Here is a 19,122-nt window from a genome sequence, read left to right on the forward strand (position 1 = left end):
TCATTTGAGGAGGTCTAAAACACCAATAGGCGCCCAAGGCGCCTATTGGTTGAACATATATCAATTAGTTCATGCTTCGTTTTTTTTCATCCGCCGACGTAATATAGGCCCAACAACCATGGGTAAGATCAACCCTAATGCTGCAACAGCCCATAAACCAATCGATAAACCACTCGACCAGAGTATCGACCAATCACCATCAGAAATCGTCATCGCATGGCGTAAGTTTTTCTCCATTTCCGGTCCCAGCAATAAACCTAAGATCACCGGCACCAGCGGAATATCCAACTTACGCAGCACATAACCTATGACACCAAAAGCGATCATAAAATAAAGATCAAACAGCGAATGGCTAATCGAGTAAATCCCGACAAAGGCCACCATGGTGACGATCGGCAGCAAGAAGTAGGGCGGCACTGATAACAAACGCACAAAGATGCCAACCAATGGGATATTCAATAGCAATAGCAAGACATTGCCGATCAGCAACGCAGCAATCACGCCCCAAACCACATCAGCATGCTGAGTGAACATCATCGGCCCCGGCGTAATGTTAAGCGAGATCAGCATTGCCAGGAGCACAGCCGTTGTGCCAGACCCTGGCACACCGAGCGTCAACATCGGCACTAAGGCACCATTAGCCGCTCCATTATTCCCGGCCTCGGGCGCAGCAACCCCTCGCGGGTCGCCGGTACCAAAGGCACCTTTATCCCCGACCACCTTCTTTTCCAGGGTATAACTGATAAAGCTGCCTAATGACGCGCCAGCACCGGGTAAAACACCTGAGATAAAACCAATAATCCCGCCACGGAAAGTGGTCGGCAGAATATTCCGAATGTCAGCCCAGCTCAGCTTCAACGGGTTCATATGAATAATTTCATGACCCTTGCCCGCACGATGTTCAATGAACACTAGCAGTTCAGAAATCGCAAACAAGCCCACAATGGCAATAATAAAATCAATACCTTCATACAGCTCCAACACGTTGAAAGTATAACGCTGAACCCCAGTCGACAAATCGATTCCAACCGTCGCGATCATCAGGCCAATCGACGCCGCCATTAACGTTTTCACGGGGTTCTTTCCCGTAATCCCGCCCAAGGTCGCAAACGCCAGCACAAAGAGTGCAAAATACTCAGCCGGCCCAAATGACAAGGCCACCTTAGCTAATACTGGCGCAAGCAGAATCAAGCCAATCGTCGCAATAAAACTCCCCAGACAAGAAGCAATGGCAGAAATAGCCAACGCCTCAGCCGCTTTCCCTTTTTGTGCCATAGGATAACCATCTAGACAGGTCATCATGGCAGGTTCATCGCCAGGGATATTCAATAAAATAGAGGAAATTCGTCCACCATACATGGCGCCGGCATACACCGAAGTCAGCATGATCAAAGCAGTCTCTGGCGGTAATCCTAGAGAAAAAGCCAAAGGAATGAGAATCGCCACACCATTGGCTGGACCCAAGCCAGGCAAAGCACCAATGAGCGTACCTAAAAAAGCCCCCATCAGGGCAAACATCAGGTTTGTTGGCTCAAGCGCCACCGCAAACCCTTGAAGTAAATAATGAAGTGTATCCATGTCAGACGACCTCCAAGAGACCGGCTGGCAAAGGAAGCTCCAGCACGAAATTAAATAGGAGATACACCACAACCCCACCCAGGAAAGCCACCAGGAAGGCAGATTTAAGGCGGGCGCCCATACGCCAGCATAAAATGCCCACAGCCAAGGTTGTCGAGATCACAAAACCCAGCTCCTCCAAAATAGCGGTGTACGCCAGTAACACAATAAGCACCACCACCATCTCAGTCAGTGTCCGGCCTACAGGCCAGCCGTTATCGGGATCGGGGCGGAGCATCATATATAGACTGCAAAATCCCAACAATACCGACAGCAGTATGGGGAAAGTTTCAGGGCCAACAGCCTCGGCCTCACCAAACGGAACAGGGAACTGCTGGGCACCCCAGCCGTATGCCACGGCCAGGGCTAGCATCAGCAGACCGAAAATACGGTCACTCATTAGCGCGTCAGCCCAATTTCTTTAGAGAGTTGACTGATATCGTTAATCTGCTGCTTAACGAAACTTTCAAATTCAGGGCCTGTTTTATGGAAAGGCATCAGGCCATTACTACGCATAACAGATTTCCACTCATCTGACGCATAGAGATCATCCAGATGCTTGATCCACCATTGCTTAGCCTCTGGGCTAATGTCTGCGGGCATGTAAAAACCACGCCAGTTAGGTCCAACCGCATCAATGCCCTGCTCACGGGCAGTAGGAATATCAGCAAACTCACCCGGTAGTCGCTGTTCCGATAACACCGCCAGCACACGAAGATCGCCAGACTCCATAAAGCCTTTTACTTCAGAGATGTCGCCGGTAAAGGCATCAACGTGACCACCGACCACCATCGTCATCGCCTCGCCCCCATTATTCAGAGACAAGTAAGGTATGCGTGGCAAATTTTGTACACCAGCAGCACGCGCTGCGATCAATACTTTCAGGTGATCCCAGCCCCCGTTGGCACTACCACCGGCAAATTTGACTGAACGTGGATCACTTTTAAGTGCATCCATCAAATCATTCAGGTTCTGATAAGGAGAGTCTTGACCGACAGCAATGACGCCATAGTCAGCGCCCAAAGCCCCCACCCAGTTGACCATATCGGCATTCATACCTGGGAACTGGCCTTGGGCCAAACGTGTTGTCGTGGCCGTAGACGCCGCGACAATGACATTCTCATCACCATCTCGCTTAGAGACCGTATGGGCAAATGCCACACCGCCACCCGCTCCCGCCATATTCAGGGTCTGCACATTACCGGGGACATAATCCAACTCGGATAAAAGCTTACCAACGCTACGGCAAGTAAAATCCCAGCCACCGCCAGGATCGGCAGGAGCAATACACTCCACTTTATTCGCAGGCTCGTAAGCCATAGCACTTAATGACAACCCCAAAGCCGTTGCGGCTACGGCGGTGCGCGCCATATTCAGCCAGTTTTTTTTACGCATCATGGTCTTCTCTCTCGTCATTGTTGTCGGACACTCATCATTATGGCGTCACATTATTATTCTGGATTAAATGCCTTTTGATATCGCATAGGGCTTGATATCGCACAGAGCTCAATCTTGCATATTGAACTGATCAAAGGACACATAACCGAATATCCAGATCTCTTGAACGACTTCACTATGGTAGTATGAGACAGTGTTAGCTCGTTCATCTTTTTATTATCATGAGCACTTAGATCAGCATGAGCCCCATCCAGACCTCTCGATTCTGGTGCCCCAACCTTTCACCAACCTTTCACACAGTATGATCACGCATTAGTCTTTAGTCTCAAAGAATCGTAATACCCAGAAAAAAACATCAAACTCAAAGCACACAGAAGTGCTCACACAGTGTAACGACTGCTATTGGTAACGACTGCTATTGAAAACAGGGCTTAGAAAACCGCTATGCGTCTCCTACTCATCGAAGATGATCCTCTACTCGCCAGTACTGTCCGGGACAGCCTAGTCACCCTGAAATACACTGTCGATGTGGCCGACAATGGATTATTAGCTGATCACTTACTGCAACATCATCACTTTGATTTGGTTTTGCTCGACTTATCACTCCCCGACCGAGATGGCCTCGAAGTACTTAAATCATTACGTCATCGTGGTAACCATGTACCGGTACTGATCGTGACCGCGCGGGATCATATTGGTGAAAAGGTCAAAGGACTTGATCTAGGCGCTGACGATTATTTAGCTAAGCCTTTCTCGCTCGATGAATTAGAAGCCCGTATTCGCGCTTTATTGCGCCGCAGCCAAGGTCGTAGTCACTCCACTTTACAACTAGGGCCTTTAGTTTATAACAGCAGCACACAGGAACTTTTACTCGACCACCAACCCTTACAGCTACCCAGGCGTGAATACTCACTACTGGTGGGCTTATTAAATAAAGCCGAACAAATCATCCCGCGCGAACTATTAACAGAACAAGTTTTCAGCTATGAAGACACCGTAGGCAGTAATGCGATTGAAGTTTATATCTCTCGCCTGCGCAAACGGCTAACGCCTTACGGACTCAACATCACAACGATTCGCGGCATCGGCTACCGTTTGAGTTTAGAGCACCATGCGCGCTGAAACTTCTTTAAAACGGCGATTATTGATTTGGCTGTTACTACCACTGACCGGTATTGTCACGTTAGTGCTTATTCAGGCCTATACCAGCGCAGTACGCACCGCTGATCGCACGCATGACACCTTGCTTGCAGCCAGTAGTTTGATTATTGCAGAACGCATACAGTGGCAAGATGGCCAACTGTGGCTGGACTTACCTGAATCAGCACTCAAAATCATTTCCGGCCCCGATCAAGAACGCGTTTTTTATCAAATCACCCAAAGTAACGGAGAACGATTAACGGGCAACGCGACATTGCCGTTGCCTGGTGATAAGGCGCTATCCGAGCCAGGAAATAACGTGTTTTTTTATAACGGACAACTTCATGGCATGCCTTTAAGATTGGCGCTGCGGCATGCTTACATCACCACCTGGGATCAAAGTCGGCCCTATGACATTATCGTGGCGCAAACACGCCATACGAGGAATCAACTCGCGCACACCTTGTTCGAAGGCTCATTACTCCGTACCGTAATTCTTGCTGTGCTCACCTTGCTTGGAATTCGGCTAGCCCTCGGCATTGCTTTGCGGCCATTAACCCGTCTACGGCAGGCTATTCGTCAACGCCAACCCAATGATCTTTCACCACTCACCTTGAACCTGCCCCATGAACTAGACGAGCTGGTGAATACCCTTAATAGCCTACTAAAAGATCAGGCCACGTCACTTAAACGCATGCAACGCTTTATCGCGGATGCCGCGCATCAACTCAGAACACCACTAGCAGGCCTACAGGCTCGCGCAGAATTAGCCTTGAGGAAAACGCAGCCAGAAGATTGGTACGCAGCGCTTCAAATCCTTCAGCACAATGCAATGCGCACCACACGACTATCCAATCAACTACTGGCGCTCAGTCGTGTCGCACCGGATACAGCGACCCCTCATACCCTTTGCGACCTCACACAACTGGCACGTCAAAGTGTTATGGACGACCAAGACCGAGCGCTTGAACAGCACATTGACTTGGGCTTTGAAGGAAATCGCAGCGCTTGCTGGGTCACAGGAAACGAATGGCAACTTGAGGCGCTGCTCAATAATCTACTGGATAATGCCTTAAATTATTGCCCACCTCACAGCCGCATCAATGTTAGCTTGTCATGCGAGGAAGATTATATTCGCCTAAGCGTTGAAGACGATGGACCTGGCGTCCCAGCCGAGTCTTACCCGCATTTATTTGAACGTTTTTACCGGGCAGCCAGTGCAGACACTCAGGGCTGCGGTCTAGGCTTGGCGATTGTGGCCACAATCGCGCAAAGCCATGGTGCTGAATATCAATGCCGACCCGGTATCGACGGTCAAGGATTCGCTGTTGATATCACCTTCCAGCGCTCCTCACCCACTTCTGCCGGCTTTCAAGACTAGGTGTCCACTATGCCACAACCATGGCGAAACACCCCCTGCGTCATCATCACATTAATGCTCACAACAATACTGGGCATGGGCCAAGGGCAGGCGAGTGAACGCTTTCACTATCCCGCACGGGTCGAGCCATCATCGCCATTAGAGATTGATGCCGCTCTAGACCACAATATGGCGGAGCCTTTACTTAAGGCCTTTACCGAAAAGCATCCCAACATTGACTTAACCTATACTAATTACAATACGTTTGAAGTCTTCAACCGCGCGCAACAGTCGCACTCATCTAAGACCGCTGCGGATGTATTAATCAGTTCAGCGATGCCGTGGCAAATGCAACTGGCCAATGCGGGCTATGCCCAACCGATCGATACCCCCAATGCCCGTCAGTGGCCTCAATGGGCTCAATGGAGAAGAGAGCTTTTCGCCTTTACTTTCGAACCCGTGGTCATGGTCTATCGCCAAGATTTAAGCCAACAGATGCCCCCCCCACGCAGTCATGATCAATTATTAACAGCATTAAACTCGCCTCAAACACAACTTAAAGGACAGGTGATTACCTATGATCCCCACGTCAGTGCCTTCGGCTTGATGTTGGGCATGCATGATGCGCGCTTTTCACCACAATTCTGGGCGCTGGCCAATGCATTATCACAGGCCCGATTTCAAGAGGGCGGCACAACGAATGAGATGATCCAAAAAATTATCGAAGGTCAAGCCAGACTGGGATATAACTTACTAGGCTCATATGCCATTCAAGCCGCTAAACAACATCCGGAATTGATCGTTCAAGTCCCTGAGGACTATGCACTGGTCGTCACACGGCTCGCCTTACAGCCACGCAACGCTCCCCACCCGAAAGCGGGCCGATTGTTTATCGATTTTCTATTAAGTGATCAAGGGCAATCACTCATGGCCACCCAAACCCCTTTATTTGCTTTAAAACATTCGATCCAGGGTCCTTGGACCGCACAATCACTTAAATCCAAGGCTGGCACAGCATTACACCCCATTCCCATCGATACGGGGTTACTCACTATCCTGGATCCATTAAAAAGACGTACATTTCTCAGACGCTGGGACCAAACGAGAACCGACTCAAAATAAGTCGCTCGGTGAGAGGCAACCTTTATTTCTGAAGGCAAATAAGTGGTGCCTCATCTAGTGATACGATTCAGCACCGGTGCGCTTACACAGCAACAACAGCTTAAAAATAAAAGCGCACCTACTTGAGGTGCGCTTTTATCACAACAGCTGAGACAGTATTAATCTGTATAACAGCTTACAAAGTGGCGATTGATTAATCGCGCTCTTCTACGACCCAACCTTCAACTGTTTCATTACCAAACTCAGCCTTCCAGGCTTTCAAATCTTTATGATTGCCACCGCGGGTTTCAATCACTTCACCGGTATTTGGATTTTTATAGACTTTCAATTTACGTTTGCGACGGCCTCCAGCTTTAGCTTGAGCCGTACCTGATGAGCTGGTAGATGCCAAACCAAATAGTTGAACCAAATCCTTAGGAGAACGCTCATAGCGATCGAGAACGGCTTCAATATCTTTTTTGAAGTTCAATTCTTCCTGAAGCTGCTTATTCTCTTCCATGCGGCGCAATTCATCCTGCAATTTGCGCATCAATTCTTCTTTTTCACGATAACTTGCCAGCATGGACATTTAGATAGACCTCATATGGATTAGTAACATTGGATAGTTTCGGCTATATTCTAGTTAAAAAAAATCAAGCCGCAACCCTATTTGATGAAAGCTTAACATTTAATTTGCTCACAATAAAAATTATATGCTGTCTAAAGGTTCCGATTTCGAACACCTATATCTGAATCTGAGAATACTCAATATTGCATCTGATGACAGAAACCACTCATATTACCTTCACATCATATGCTATAGCGCACATACATTAATGCCTGCGCAACGCATCGTACCAATGCAACATAGTACCAATTTAACACTGCACGCGCTTGATACTGATTGAGCTTCTGGAGATTGGAGATTGAAATCATTTGAGGGTAAAACAGAAGACCCACAAACCCAAACAGATCGTTTAGGGTAATCACAACCTGAACCGAATAAACGACACCAATCTTTAGTGTAAAAAGCTGCATGGCTATAATTGAGATCATAAAAAAGCAATGCCCCGACGATGCCAGGGCATTGCTATTGAAGCCACGACTTAACGCTATCAATACTCAATCATGAATGACTGCACAGCAATAGGGCATTTAATTCCTAGTCACAGCCCATGACAAGCATAGTGAAAGCACTTGGCTGAGCTCTATTGCATATCCAAAACAATACGCCCTTCAATTTGCCCATTCAGCATTTTATCAAAGATATCGTTGATATTTTCTAGTCGATCACTGGCCACGGTCGCTTTGACTTTACCTTCACCGGCAAAATCCAACGCTTCCTGTAAGTCCTGACGTGTCCCGACAATTGAACCGCGTATGGTAATACCATTCAAGACGGTATCAAAAATAGGGAGCGGGAAATCACCCGGCGGCAGGCCATTTAATGCAATGGTCCCCCCTCGCCGCGTCATTCGTTGAGCTTGATCAAAGGCTTTAGGTGAAACCGCAGTGACCAGTACGCCATGAGCCCCGCCAATTTCTTTCTTCAGGTAAGCCGCTGGATCCGTCTTCATCGCATTCACGGTCACCGTAGCCCCCAGGCGCTCCGCCAATGCCAGCTTAGCATCATCAATATCAACAGCCGCTACATTTAACCCCATCGCCTTCGCATACTGTACCGCCATATGACCCAAACCACCGATACCTGAAATTACCACCCACTGTCCCGGACGGGTGTCGGTCATTTTCAGACCCTTATAAACCGTCACACCAGCACAAAGCACAGGCGCAATTTCAAGAAAGTCGACATTGTCAGGCAAACGGCCGACATAGTCCGCAGCCGCCAACGTATAATCGGCAAAACCACCATTCACAGAATAGCCCGTATTCTGCTGGGACTCGCACAGTGTTTCCCAACCGCCTAGACAATGCTCGCAATGCCCACAAGCAGAATACAACCAAGGTACACCGACTCGATCGCCTTCTTTCAAATGACTCACACCTTCACCGACCGCCACAACATGCCCGACACCTTCATGGCCTGGAATAAAAGGCGGATTCGGCTTAACCGGCCAATCACCATGCGCCGCATGTAAATCGGTATGGCAAACCCCTGAAGCAGCCACTTTAACCAGGACCTCACCTCTTCCAGGGCGAGGGACCTCAACTTCTTCAATTGCTAGCGGCTTGCCAAACTCCCGAACAACAGCAGCTTTCATTGTGCTATCCATAAGGCTGACTCCTAATTATTTTATTGTCATTAATCCAGGATTTGCTGAACAAACGAGAAAAAGCGCCGCACTGGGCGACGCTTTTTCGAATGAACTAGAAGAATCCCAGTGGATTGATGTCATAGCTGACCAAGAGGTTCTTCGTTTGCTGATAATGATCCAGCATCATTTTATGGGTTTCACGACCGATCCCTGATTTCTTATACCCCCCGAAAGCAGCATGTGCGGGATACTGATGGTAACAGTTAGTCCATACTCGACCCGCCTGAATACCACGTCCCATCCGGAAAGCCGTATTAATATCACGACTCCAGACCCCAGCGCCTAAACCAAACTCGGTGTCGTTAGCAATTTCCAAAGCTTCAGCCTCAGTCTTAAATGTGGTTACTGACACCACTGGACCAAAGATTTCCTCTTGGAAAATACGCATTTTATTATGGCCTTTCAGCAACGTTGGCTGAACGTAATAACCATTACCATAAGGGCCATCAAGGCGTTCACGATCCCCACCAGCCAGAACTTCAGCGCCCTCTTCACGCGCAATATCCATATAAGACATAATCTTATCAAACTGCTCTTGAGATGCTTGAGCCCCCACCTGAACATCCGTATCTAGCGGATTACCTCGTTTGATAGTTTTAACTCGCTCAAGAACACGCGCCATAAAGTCATCGTACATATCTTCATGGATCAACGCGCGTGAGGGACAAGTACACACCTCGCCTTGGTTGAAGAAGGCTAGCACCAACCCTTCAACGGCTTTATCAATAAACTCGGGCTCGGCTTGCATAATATCCGGGAAATAAATATTGGGAGATTTACCGCCCAGCTCAACCGTAGAAGGGATAATATTATCTGCAGCACACTTCAGGATATGGGCCCCGACAGGCGTTGAGCCAGTAAAGGCAATTTTAGCAATTCGCTTACTGGTCGCTAGCGCCTGCCCGGCCTCGGCACCATAACCATTGACGATATTAATCACACCTTCTGGCAGCAAGTCTCCGATCAACTCCATGAGTACCAGGATTGAAGCAGGCGTCTGCTCTGCAGGTTTCAGCACGACACAGTTACCCGCAGCCAACGCCGGCGCCAACTTCCAAGTTGCCATCAACAGCGGGAAGTTCCACGGAATAATTTGCCCCACAACCCCGAGCGGCTCATGAAAATGATAAGCCACCGTATTGGCATCAATGTCAGCAGCTGTCCCTTCTTGGGCTCGAATACACCCTGCAAAATAGCGGAAATGATCAACAGCCAAAGGGATATCGGCATTCAATGTTTCGCGAACAGCCTTGCCATTATCCCAAGTTTCAGCAACCGCTAGCGTTTCTAAGTTTTGTTCAATCCGGTCGGCAATTCTCAACAAGATATTAGAGCGCTCAGTCGCGGATGTTTTCCCCCAGGCTGAGAAAGCGGCATGCGCTGCATCCAGTGCTTTTTCAATATCAGCAGCACTCGAGCGCGGAATTTCACAGAACACCTCCCCATTGACAGGAGAAACATTCTCAAAATAACGTCCCTCAACAGGCTCTACCCACTGCCCGCCGATATAATTTCCATAGCGCTTCTTGAATGCCACCTTGGCATCTGACTGACCCGGTTGAGCATATATCATGACGCAACTCCTGGATTATTATGTAAACAAACTGTCCAACATCGTTACCTGCTTAACCCTGCCTTGCTTCTGAACTTACTGCTTGTCTGTGAGTCGCAAGCAGTGTTCCTTAAATCTCATGGCATCATCAGAGAACAGCCTTGAGTGAGTGCAAGTCAGCGTATGTTCAGCATAGTCAATCACGCAACAGCCATCGCGCAAGACAGCAGAAGTAGGGTGCCGAAAGACGATGACTGGAACAGTCGCAAAGTTGACCCCATATAGAACACAGATATGACATTGGCATCGCGATAACATGAGGCAAGTTAGCAAGTGCCCCAGATTCAGCCTAAGACGTTACGCCAATAGTCTCCTTGATCAATATCAGGCAAGCTCGGTGTTTAATGGGCTAATAACGATAAATCAGAGGGTGTCCCATGTTTCAGATCTCTCGATTAAAGGCCGCCAGGGCCAAGCCAACCCAATGGATTGAAAATCGTATCAGCTTTCATAATGGCAACCTGGAATTAAGCCTCTATGACACCTATGAACCCGCCAATAGAGTTCCGTTACATGCTGAAGCACTGCTTTTTTGCGGTATGTTGCAAGGCAAAAAAGTTATGCATCAGGCGGATCAAACGGCCAGCGAGTTCCTACCCTACGAATCATTTGTAATGGCGCCAGGACAAACCGTCCATATTGATTTCCCAGAGGCACAACCGGATCACCCCACGACATGCATGGCATTGCATATTGATCAAGATCGGATAGAGCAAGAACTCACCCGACTCAATCAAAAGCAACCGCGACACGATGAACTACCTGACTGGCAATACTCACCACAAGTCATTCACACAACCCACGGTGCGGCAACCCAGCAACTGCTGGAACGCTTGGTAACTTTATTTTGCGAGCCCGATCCTGATCGCAGCTATCTCATTGATTTAGCAATCAGTGAGCTCATTGTCAGAATGTTACGTCACCAGACGCGAGCATTACTCATCCAGCAGTCGCTATCCCCCAATCCCCCTCATCACAGCCTAGAGGCGGCCCTTAAGTGGCTTGAGCAGCATGCGCATGAACCTTTCGATCCAGTCGCATTAACTCGCGCAGCTTGCATCAGTCGACCTCACTTATATCGGTTATTTCGACAAGAGTTGGGCTGCACACCCCAAGCTTATCAACAACAACTGCGTATTAAAGCGGCATGCCGTGCTTTGATGGAACCTCGACGTAGCATTACTCAAATTGCTTATGACCTAGGCTTCGCCACACCGAGTCACTTTTCACGTCAATTCCGACAAAACACAGGCATCTCCCCCTCAGCCTGGCGTTCCAAGCAACACAAACCTAATGCCATACCATTACCTGCCTGATCGAATAAGCCGCTTGATTTTGATTAATGTCTGACAAGGTCTCACGATGAACCGCTGAAGACTCGCGAGCAGTATTCAGCGGCGAGTTCGCTGTATTAAATTGAAATGCACCGGCCCAAAGCGCATGTCCACCATTTCCGTTCATAGATCAAAATATCGACACCATGCCAAACATCGAAATGACGGGACATTGAGTTAAAATTCAGTCTTCATTAGATGGATCATGTAAAGTACATCGGTCTAACCCAAGGATTAAATGTCGAGCAATATGATAGGGCTCGACCGAAAGTGCTTAACGTCAGAATGAAGGACAGACTAATGAGACGATGTGGACATCAAGTCAATCGCTTAATCAACCCACGACTGATCACCTTGTGTTTAACCGCTCTGCTTCTATTCACATCGGTGACCAGCTGGGCCAATAGTCGTATTCAGGTTGCAGTCTCCCCTGAATTCGAACAACCCATACGCGCCCTTCTACAAGAATATCGCCAACAACAACCCTCCACCATTACCGAAGTATTGGTCATCCCAACCAAGGATTTTCGGAATAACCTACGTTCTGGCACACAAAATGAAGTCGCGTTTTACATTGGCTTTACCCTCAAAGAAGGATTGAAGCTCGTTCAAAGAGGCAATGCAGATGAAGTCCGTCAATTTGTGGATGGCCAACTGGCTTTATGGGCGCCTCAAGAGAGTGCCCGAGACCTTGATGTTCTTTTATTACAAGATCGGTTGATCACATTACCGGATCCGACGGTATCACCCTATGGGCAGGCCGCGCTTGAAGCCTTGAATGCCGCCGGCTTGAAATCCCGTTTAAGTAAACGATTAGTGGAAGCCCCGACCTTAAAAGATAACGCCCTCTTTATTCGATTGGGTGATGTCGGCGCAGGTTTTTTTAATTATCGGGAACTTTTATCCATGCAAGTCGCGCCTGCGCGAGATGTTCTGCGTATTCCACAACGTATGTACCAGCCTATTCATTATTCGATGATTCTGTTGAATCAAAGTAACCGAGACCGTGCGGTCCAAAGGCTAGTGCGCTACCTGACCAGTGAAGATGCACGTCCAGCATTACTCCAGGCGGGTTACCTCTGAAAATAACAATCGTCAATTCAATAGTTCATTGCCACATATCGGCTTTTAAAAGCGCGTCATTTGAAGATTGGTCTTTAAGACTGGATCAGGCTCCTCTTACTATTCGCCCCCTGATATTAAGGCGGCGCCTGAACAGTGCTCATCAATAGCGCCCATCCGCAGCCCCACAGCATAAAGATACAAAGATATAGATCTTGATCATCCCCCCTCTCAAGCCTTATACTTTAGTCTAGATCAAATAACCTAAGACTACTGCACTGACCTGAGTCCAACCATGATTCGTGACGCTTTCCATTATGCTGAAATGATGAACTATGGTGATTTGCGAGGCTTTCAGCTTGCATTGACCCAACCGGCCAAGGACTCGGTCTGGCAAGACATCTACACGCGCTATCCAGAATGGCATTTTTGGATGCTGCAAAACCCTTCCTTCCCAACGGCACTGGCAGATACTCTGGCCAACAGTGATGATGTTCGCCTGCGCCACATGGCCGCTCGCAAAGGCAACCTCAGTCAACAACGACTAGAGCAGCTGATCATTGACAATGAACCAGCCGTTCGTTTAGCCGTCAGTCAACGTGCAGACCTGAATTCACAGCATCGTCAACGCCTCTGTCACGATCAAGATGTTGATGTCGCGGCTTACGCCAGACGCCACTTCAGTTTGGACATGCCACAACAAGTGGCAGGTTTTTAGACCATCACTGAAGCATTGATTATTTCAATGCGCGCTATTGCAGTACCGGCCACCTAAATCATCGCTATTATCAAAAAAGGAAGCGCTGACACCCGCTTCCTTTTTTGTATCTCTTCCTTCTATACCCGCACGTTGTCATGCATGGGTTTCTCAGCCTCTCCCCAATCTAACCTAACCCGCTTACTAGCCCCACCCGCTTAACGCGTTTTTTATCCCGATGTCATAATCAACCGGACAATAATGAGAAAAATTATCGATAACCACTTGCAAGCCGGTTATCCACCGCCAATTTCGGTGACATCGGTTATTCACAAAAGCTGTGCATAACTCAGTGGAAAACAATTGATCAAGTCGCTCAAAAAGCTATCCTATCAGGCTTAGAGACAGGTTGGCTAAAAAGCCACCAGCTCATAAAGAGGATTCTCAAAACATCGTGTCAAGGGGTTGACAAAATGCTTTAAAAGCCCGGCATGGCGCTATGTATGGCTCATCACACCACACACAGAAGGCACGCAGATATCAATAAAAATCAGCTTCGACCAGACAATTTAGGGTTGACAAGTGGAGACCCAGCCATCGCCTCACCAACACTCAAGTACGATGTGGATATCCCTTGACATCCATCATCAAAAAGGCGGCATTGACGTATAAAAAACCCGGCATTTGATGCCGGGAAAAACGACCAGAACAGGATTCACATCCATGTGCTTTAAGTTGGAAAGCAAGCCTCACAATAGGTTCCAGCAAGCTTAAGTTCACGATCGAGTCGTCTTTTTCTATCGTTTTTAAACCCATGAAATCGTTTTTAAGCCCATGAATAAGAGAAACGCCCAAACCTCACCACCAATCCCGCGGCATGCATATAAATCATGCATCAAATAACCCATCATCATTTGAGATCATGCCTGTAAACACCGATAATTCGCAGGCTAGACCCCACATGCGCAATCACGCATCACCCATCGATGATGACTCACAAGAAAGGATCCCCCCCCATGAAGCAGCATTTATCTCATGCCTTAGGCTTATTAGAAGGCTGCTTTTTGATTGCCTTGGGCGTTATATTTTTAAAGTCGACCGGTACCATGACAGGCGGAGCCCCTGGCATGGCCTTGCTGCTCTCTCACCTGAGTGGACTGTCAATTAGTTATAGTCTTGTGATCGTTGCACTGCCCTTCTTTATCATGGCATGGCTCACGATGGGACAGCGCTTTATGACAAAGTCTATCAGCTGTGTCACCTTGGTAGCCGTACTCAGCCATGGCCTAAACGCTCAGCTCTCTCTGAATGTCACGCCCTTGTTAGGTGTACTCGCCGGCTCATGTTTGCTGGGCTTTGGTATGGTCGTGCTGTTTCGGCACAATAGTTCGATGGGCGGTACGAATGTACCTGCACTTTGGTTAGAACATCACTTTGGTTGGAATACCGGGGTCGTGTTATTAGGACTCGATGCCTTAATTCTATTGGCCACGGGCCTGCTACTCGGTTGGCACTTAATCCCCTATGCACTGCTCAGCGTATCCTCAATTGCCTTGATCGTGGGACGCTATCGTAAAGCTCAAACCCAGCGTCATACCGCAGCCCCGATACAAGGCGCGATGTCGTCTTGAGCCGTTATAAGCAGTCGTTTTGACCAAGCCTTTTGGAAACCCAGCCCCTTGGGCAGTCAAACCTTTGGAAAGCCGGCAGAGTTTAATTCAGGACTTTTGAATCCAGAGTTTTTTGGCCCAGCCGATGGCCGCAAATGGATGGCCGGTTTCTGATTCAAGCACTTATTGAGCGTTTACTCGTTCGTCTCATCACCCACCAAAATAGACTTTAGTCTAAAAAATGACGTTTACGTCAACTGCATATATTGTGATTCCCCCCTCACACCGCTACATTGCTTTGAGCAGTGCCGAACACATGAATTGACAATGCCAGATGAAAAGTGATGTCAGATGAAGAGTAGTGATCCTACTCAGCGTGTTCGGCTCATGCGGACACAATCCGCCAGCCAAAAACACAATAAGAAGGTACTGCCATGAGTGACCAACGTCATTGGGCAGAACATCAGGTCAACCAACCGGTGTTCTCAGACAGCTTGCAACAAGCAATACCGACATTCTGTGTACTTCAAACCGACGGTCAGGTTTACCCTGACGCCACCATGCCTGATATCGATCAGTCTCTAGCACAGAAGATTTATCGAACCAGTTGTTTTATTCGTGCTTTAGATGAACGGATGCTGGCCTCCCAGCGCCAGGGACGCATCAGCTTCTACATGACGGAAACCGGGGAAGAAGCCGCCGATATTGGAAGCTGTGCTGCCCTCACCGATGATGATCTGATTATGGGGCAATATCGGGAACAAGGCGCTCTGGCTTTCAGAGGGTTTACCGTTGATCAGTTCATGAACCAGATCTTCTCTAACGAGCAAGATCTAGGTAAGGGTCGCCAGATGCCCGTGCATTACGGCAGCCGCGAGCTTAATTACATGACCATTTCATCCCCGCTGACGACGCAGCTTCCACAAGCGGCAGGCTATGCCTATGGGATGAAGCTTCGCGGACAATCGAGTTGTGTGATCTGCTACTTTGGCGAAGGCGCAGCTTCAGAAGGTGACTTTCACGCCGCATTGAATATGGCTGCAGTCAAACACGCCCCTGTTATTTTCTTTTGCCGCAACAATGGATACGCCATTTCAACCCCAGCACATGAACAATATGCGGGCGATGGTATCGCATCACGAGGGCCGGGGTATGGCATTCGCACAATTCGTGTCGATGGCAACGACATGCTGGCGGTTCTAAAAGCGACACAAGACGCCCGAGCTTATGCCGTTGAATCACAAAAGCCAGTATTAATCGAAGCCATGACTTACCGCCTCGGCGCTCACTCGAGTTCGGATGATCCGACAGGTTACCGAAGTCGCAAAGAAGAACAATTATGGCGCCATAAAGACCCTGTAGAACGCTTTAAGCTGTGGTTGATGGCTCAAGGCTGGTGGGATGAGGCACAAGATCAAGCACTCAAAGAAGAGTATCGGCAGTCAGTCTCTAACGCCATGAAACGCGCTGAGAAAATCCCCGCACCTCACTTAAGAGATCTAGTGACGGATGTTTATCAGCAGGTTCCTGCCCATTTAGAAGCCCAATTTGCCTCGCTGGAAGCGCATATTCAGCGACACCCTGAGGCCTATCCTAAAACAGCAGGGAGGCTACACCATGGCTGAGATGAATTTATTGCAAGCCATTAATAGTGCGCTGGACCTCGCCATGAAAGCGGATGAACAAGTGCTCTGTTTTGGCGAAGATGTGGGTCAATTTGGCGGAGTTTTCCGGGCTTCAAGCCAACTCCAGGAAAAATATGGCAGTGACCGATGCTTTAATACACCTTTGACCGAGCAAGGTATTGTTGGCTTTGCCAATGGCTTAGCCGCTCAAGGTATGCGTCCAGTCGCTGAAGTACAGTTTGCAGATTATATTTTCCCGGCCTTCGATCAGATCGTCAACGAAACGGCCAAGTACCGTTATCGATCAGGTAATCAGTTTGATGTCGGCAGCCTCACCATTCGCACCCCTTATGGCGGTGGCATTCACGGCGGCCTATACCACTCACAATCTCCAGAGGCCTATTTTACGCACACTCCAGGCCTTAAAATTGTGGTCCCTCGTAACCCTTATCAAGCCAAAGGATTGTTGCTGGCCTCGATCCAAGACGATGACCCCGTCTTATTCTTCGAACCCAAACGTCTTTACCGGGCCGCCGTCGGTGATGTCCCTGAAGACGCTTATACCTTACCGCTCAGCAAGGCTGAAATTGTCCGCGAAGGTCAGGATCTCACGCTGGTGGCCTGGGGCGCGCAGGTCGAAGTGGCAGAAGCCGCCGCACAGCAAGCATCAGAATCAGGTATTGAGTGCGAAGTCATTGATTTACGCACGCTACTCCCCTGGGACAGTGACACCATTGCTGAATCGGTGCGCAAAACCGGCCGATTAATTGTGACCCATGAAGCCCCCAGAACCAGTGGCTTTGGTGCTGAAATTTGCGCCACCCTACAAGAGATGTGCTTCCTTTCACTGGAATCACCGATCATGCGAGTCACTGGGCTCGACACGCCCTTCCCCCTGGCATTGGAAAAAGAATACTTACCCAATGCATTGAAGCTAGTGGATGCGATCCACGACAGCCTAAACTATTGATCTCGGAGGATGATATGAAAACTGATTTTATCCTGCCGGATATTGGCGAAGGCATCGTTGAATGTGAGCTGGTCGAGTGGCATGTGCAGCCGGGTCAAGCCATTGAAGAAGACCAGCCCGTCGCCGATGTCATGACAGACAAAGCTCTGGTTGAGATAACCGCCATGCATACTGGCACAATCAGCCAGCTCTATTGGGCTCAAGGCGAGACCGCACGCGTGGGTCAGCCACTTTTTGAAATTGAAGTAGACGCAGACCATGAAGAGACCACCGAAACAGTCACTCAAGGCGATGCTCTCAATGCGGAAAGCTCATCTTCAAACAGTGCAAACCCTTGCTCCGAAAGCACGACATCAGATCACAATACATCAGCAACGACAGTCTCTCGGCCAGGCAAAGCCCTTGCCAGCCCAGCGGTCCGACGCATTGCCCGTGAACGCTCACTGGATTTAAGCCTAATTCAAGGCAGTGGGAAAGATGGCCGAGTGCTAAAAGAAGACCTTTTAAAAGAAGACCTTTTAAATGATCAGTCGAATCATCAAGGCGACGTCTCCTCGTCTTCACACCAAACGGCTGACAATATGCCTGCCGTTGGCACATCGCATCAACCCGGTAGTGATCGCACTGAGCCCATTAAAGGGGTTCGCGCCGCGATGGCTCGACAAATGGAAGAGGCCGTCAAGTGTATTCCCCATTTCACCTATAGTGATGAAGTTGATATCACGACACTTGATCAGCTTCGTCAGCAATTAAAACAAGAGATTGAAGTGGAAGGGATCAAGCTCAGCTTGTTGCCCTTTATGATGAAAGCACTGGCACTCGCCATTCAGGCTTATCCGATCCTCAATAGTCGAGTGAATGATGACTGCACAACGCTGACGTATCTGAATGATGTCAATATTGGCATGGCTGCAGATACTCCCATGGGATTGATGGTGCCTAACATCAAACAAGTTCAGCACAAATCCTTAAGAGAGATTGCCGCTGAAGTGACTCAACTCACCGAACAAGCCAGAGCCGGCCGGCTCCCCCCTGACAGCATGAAACAAGGCACCATCAGTATTTCCAATATCGGGGCACTGGGTGGCACCACAGCAACCCCCATTATCAATAAACCGGAGGTCGCGATTGTGGCATTAGGGCGCATGCAGTCACTGCCGCGATTCAATAACCAAGGCGATGTCGAAGCGCGCAAAATCATCCAGATCAGCTGGTCTGGCGATCACCGTATTATTGATGGCGCCACCATGGCGCGCTTCAGCAATCTATGGAAATCTTATTTGGAACAACCGGTGACCATGCTGACTGAACTGCGTTAAC

Annotated in this window: 17 protein-coding genes; 10 read left to right on the top strand and 7 right to left on the bottom strand. The window is 48.7% G+C overall.

The window, feature by feature from the left end:
• Nucleotides 1-69: 69 nt before the first annotated feature.
• The 3 genes from BFW38_RS08975 to BFW38_RS08985 are packed head-to-tail and all read right to left on the bottom strand — an operon-like array spanning nt 70 to nt 3,015.
• On the bottom strand, nt 70-1,578 hold the full coding sequence (locus BFW38_RS08975) for a tripartite tricarboxylate transporter permease (RefSeq protein ID WP_068998074.1): 1,509 nt from the start codon (nt 1,576-1,578) through the stop codon (nt 70-72).
• Nucleotide 1,579: 1 nt separating this feature from the next.
• A complete protein-coding gene (locus tag BFW38_RS08980) occupies nt 1,580-2,017 on the bottom strand; it encodes a tripartite tricarboxylate transporter TctB family protein (RefSeq protein WP_068998075.1) in 438 nt (145 codons plus the stop codon).
• Nucleotides 2,017-3,015: a Bug family tripartite tricarboxylate transporter substrate binding protein gene (locus tag BFW38_RS08985; protein WP_245686123.1), complete on the bottom strand. Its 999-nt coding sequence runs from the start codon at nt 3,013-3,015 to the stop codon at nt 2,017-2,019. The genes BFW38_RS08980 and BFW38_RS08985 overlap by 1 nt, the downstream gene beginning before the upstream one ends.
• A 444-nt stretch (nt 3,016-3,459) precedes the next feature.
• Between BFW38_RS08985 and BFW38_RS08990 the strand changes: the two genes are divergently transcribed.
• The 3 genes from BFW38_RS08990 to BFW38_RS09000 are packed head-to-tail and all read left to right on the top strand — an operon-like array spanning nt 3,460 to nt 6,637.
• The gene (locus tag BFW38_RS08990; protein ID WP_068998076.1) at nt 3,460-4,137 is read left to right on the top strand and encodes a response regulator; all 678 of its coding nucleotides are present in this window, start codon (nt 3,460-3,462) and stop codon (nt 4,135-4,137) included.
• Entirely contained in the window at nt 4,127-5,536 is a 1,410-nt protein-coding gene (locus tag BFW38_RS08995; protein WP_068998077.1) for a sensor histidine kinase, read from the top strand. Before BFW38_RS08990 ends, BFW38_RS08995 begins: the two co-directional genes overlap by 11 nt.
• A 9-nt stretch (nt 5,537-5,545) precedes the next feature.
• Complete coding sequence (locus BFW38_RS09000) at nt 5,546-6,637, top strand: ABC transporter substrate-binding protein (protein ID WP_084004555.1); 1,092 nt, start codon at nt 5,546-5,548, stop codon at nt 6,635-6,637.
• 193 nt (nt 6,638-6,830) lie between these two features.
• On the opposite strand, the gene BFW38_RS09005 is transcribed toward BFW38_RS09000, so the two are convergent.
• The 3 genes from BFW38_RS09005 to exaC all read right to left on the bottom strand — a co-directional run bounded on the left by BFW38_RS09005 (nt 6,831) and on the right by exaC (nt 10,465).
• Nucleotides 6,831-7,205: a histone-like nucleoid-structuring protein, MvaT/MvaU family gene (locus tag BFW38_RS09005; RefSeq protein ID WP_068998079.1), complete on the bottom strand. Its 375-nt coding sequence runs from the start codon at nt 7,203-7,205 to the stop codon at nt 6,831-6,833.
• 619 nt (nt 7,206-7,824) lie between these two features.
• On the bottom strand, nt 7,825-8,850 hold the full coding sequence (gene adhP / locus BFW38_RS09015; RefSeq protein WP_175400958.1) for an alcohol dehydrogenase AdhP: 1,026 nt from the start codon (nt 8,848-8,850) through the stop codon (nt 7,825-7,827).
• 94 nt (nt 8,851-8,944) lie between these two features.
• Nucleotides 8,945-10,465, bottom strand: a complete 1,521-nt coding sequence (exaC, locus tag BFW38_RS09020) for an acetaldehyde dehydrogenase ExaC (protein ID WP_068998081.1) — start codon at nt 10,463-10,465, stop codon at nt 8,945-8,947.
• A gap of 416 nt (nt 10,466-10,881) precedes the next feature.
• Between exaC and BFW38_RS09025 the strand changes: the two genes are divergently transcribed.
• The 3 genes from BFW38_RS09025 (at nt 10,882) to BFW38_RS09035 (ending at nt 13,618) form a co-directional block, all read left to right on the top strand.
• The gene (locus BFW38_RS09025; RefSeq protein WP_068998082.1) at nt 10,882-11,820 is read left to right on the top strand and encodes an AraC family transcriptional regulator; all 939 of its coding nucleotides are present in this window, start codon (nt 10,882-10,884) and stop codon (nt 11,818-11,820) included.
• A 318-nt stretch (nt 11,821-12,138) separates the two neighbouring features.
• Nucleotides 12,139-12,921, top strand: a complete 783-nt coding sequence (gene modA / locus BFW38_RS09030; RefSeq protein ID WP_068998083.1) for a molybdate ABC transporter substrate-binding protein — start codon at nt 12,139-12,141, stop codon at nt 12,919-12,921.
• Between the two features lie 274 nt (nt 12,922-13,195).
• Entirely contained in the window at nt 13,196-13,618 is a 423-nt protein-coding gene (locus BFW38_RS09035) for a hypothetical protein (RefSeq protein ID WP_068998084.1), read from the top strand.
• A gap of 591 nt (nt 13,619-14,209) precedes the next feature.
• On the opposite strand, the gene BFW38_RS17845 is transcribed toward BFW38_RS09035, so the two are convergent.
• On the bottom strand, nt 14,210-14,452 hold the full coding sequence (locus tag BFW38_RS17845; protein WP_139116585.1) for a hypothetical protein: 243 nt from the start codon (nt 14,450-14,452) through the stop codon (nt 14,210-14,212).
• 161 nt (nt 14,453-14,613) lie between these two features.
• Between BFW38_RS17845 and BFW38_RS09040 the strand changes: the two genes are divergently transcribed.
• The 4 genes from BFW38_RS09040 (at nt 14,614) to BFW38_RS09055 (ending at nt 19,121) form a co-directional block, all read left to right on the top strand.
• Nucleotides 14,614-15,228: a YitT family protein gene (locus BFW38_RS09040; RefSeq protein WP_068998085.1), complete on the top strand. Its 615-nt coding sequence runs from the start codon at nt 14,614-14,616 to the stop codon at nt 15,226-15,228.
• A 413-nt stretch (nt 15,229-15,641) separates the two neighbouring features.
• Nucleotides 15,642-16,832 carry a thiamine pyrophosphate-dependent dehydrogenase E1 component subunit alpha gene (locus BFW38_RS09045; RefSeq protein ID WP_068998086.1) on the top strand — a complete coding sequence of 397 codons (1,191 nt, stop codon included), beginning with the start codon at nt 15,642-15,644 and terminating at the stop codon, nt 16,830-16,832.
• Nucleotides 16,825-17,802 (top strand): alpha-ketoacid dehydrogenase subunit beta, encoded by a 978-nt coding sequence (locus BFW38_RS09050; protein ID WP_068998087.1) that lies wholly within the window; start codon nt 16,825-16,827, stop codon nt 17,800-17,802. Before BFW38_RS09045 ends, BFW38_RS09050 begins: the two co-directional genes overlap by 8 nt.
• Before the next feature lie 14 nt (nt 17,803-17,816).
• Nucleotides 17,817-19,121: a 2-oxo acid dehydrogenase subunit E2 gene (locus BFW38_RS09055; protein ID WP_068998088.1), complete on the top strand. Its 1,305-nt coding sequence runs from the start codon at nt 17,817-17,819 to the stop codon at nt 19,119-19,121.
• Nucleotide 19,122: the final 1 nt, after the last annotated feature.

The sequence above is a fragment of the Terasakiispira papahanaumokuakeensis genome, from assembly GCF_001709345.1.
GTDB classification, from domain to species: Bacteria; Pseudomonadota; Gammaproteobacteria; order Pseudomonadales; family Halomonadaceae; genus Terasakiispira; species Terasakiispira papahanaumokuakeensis.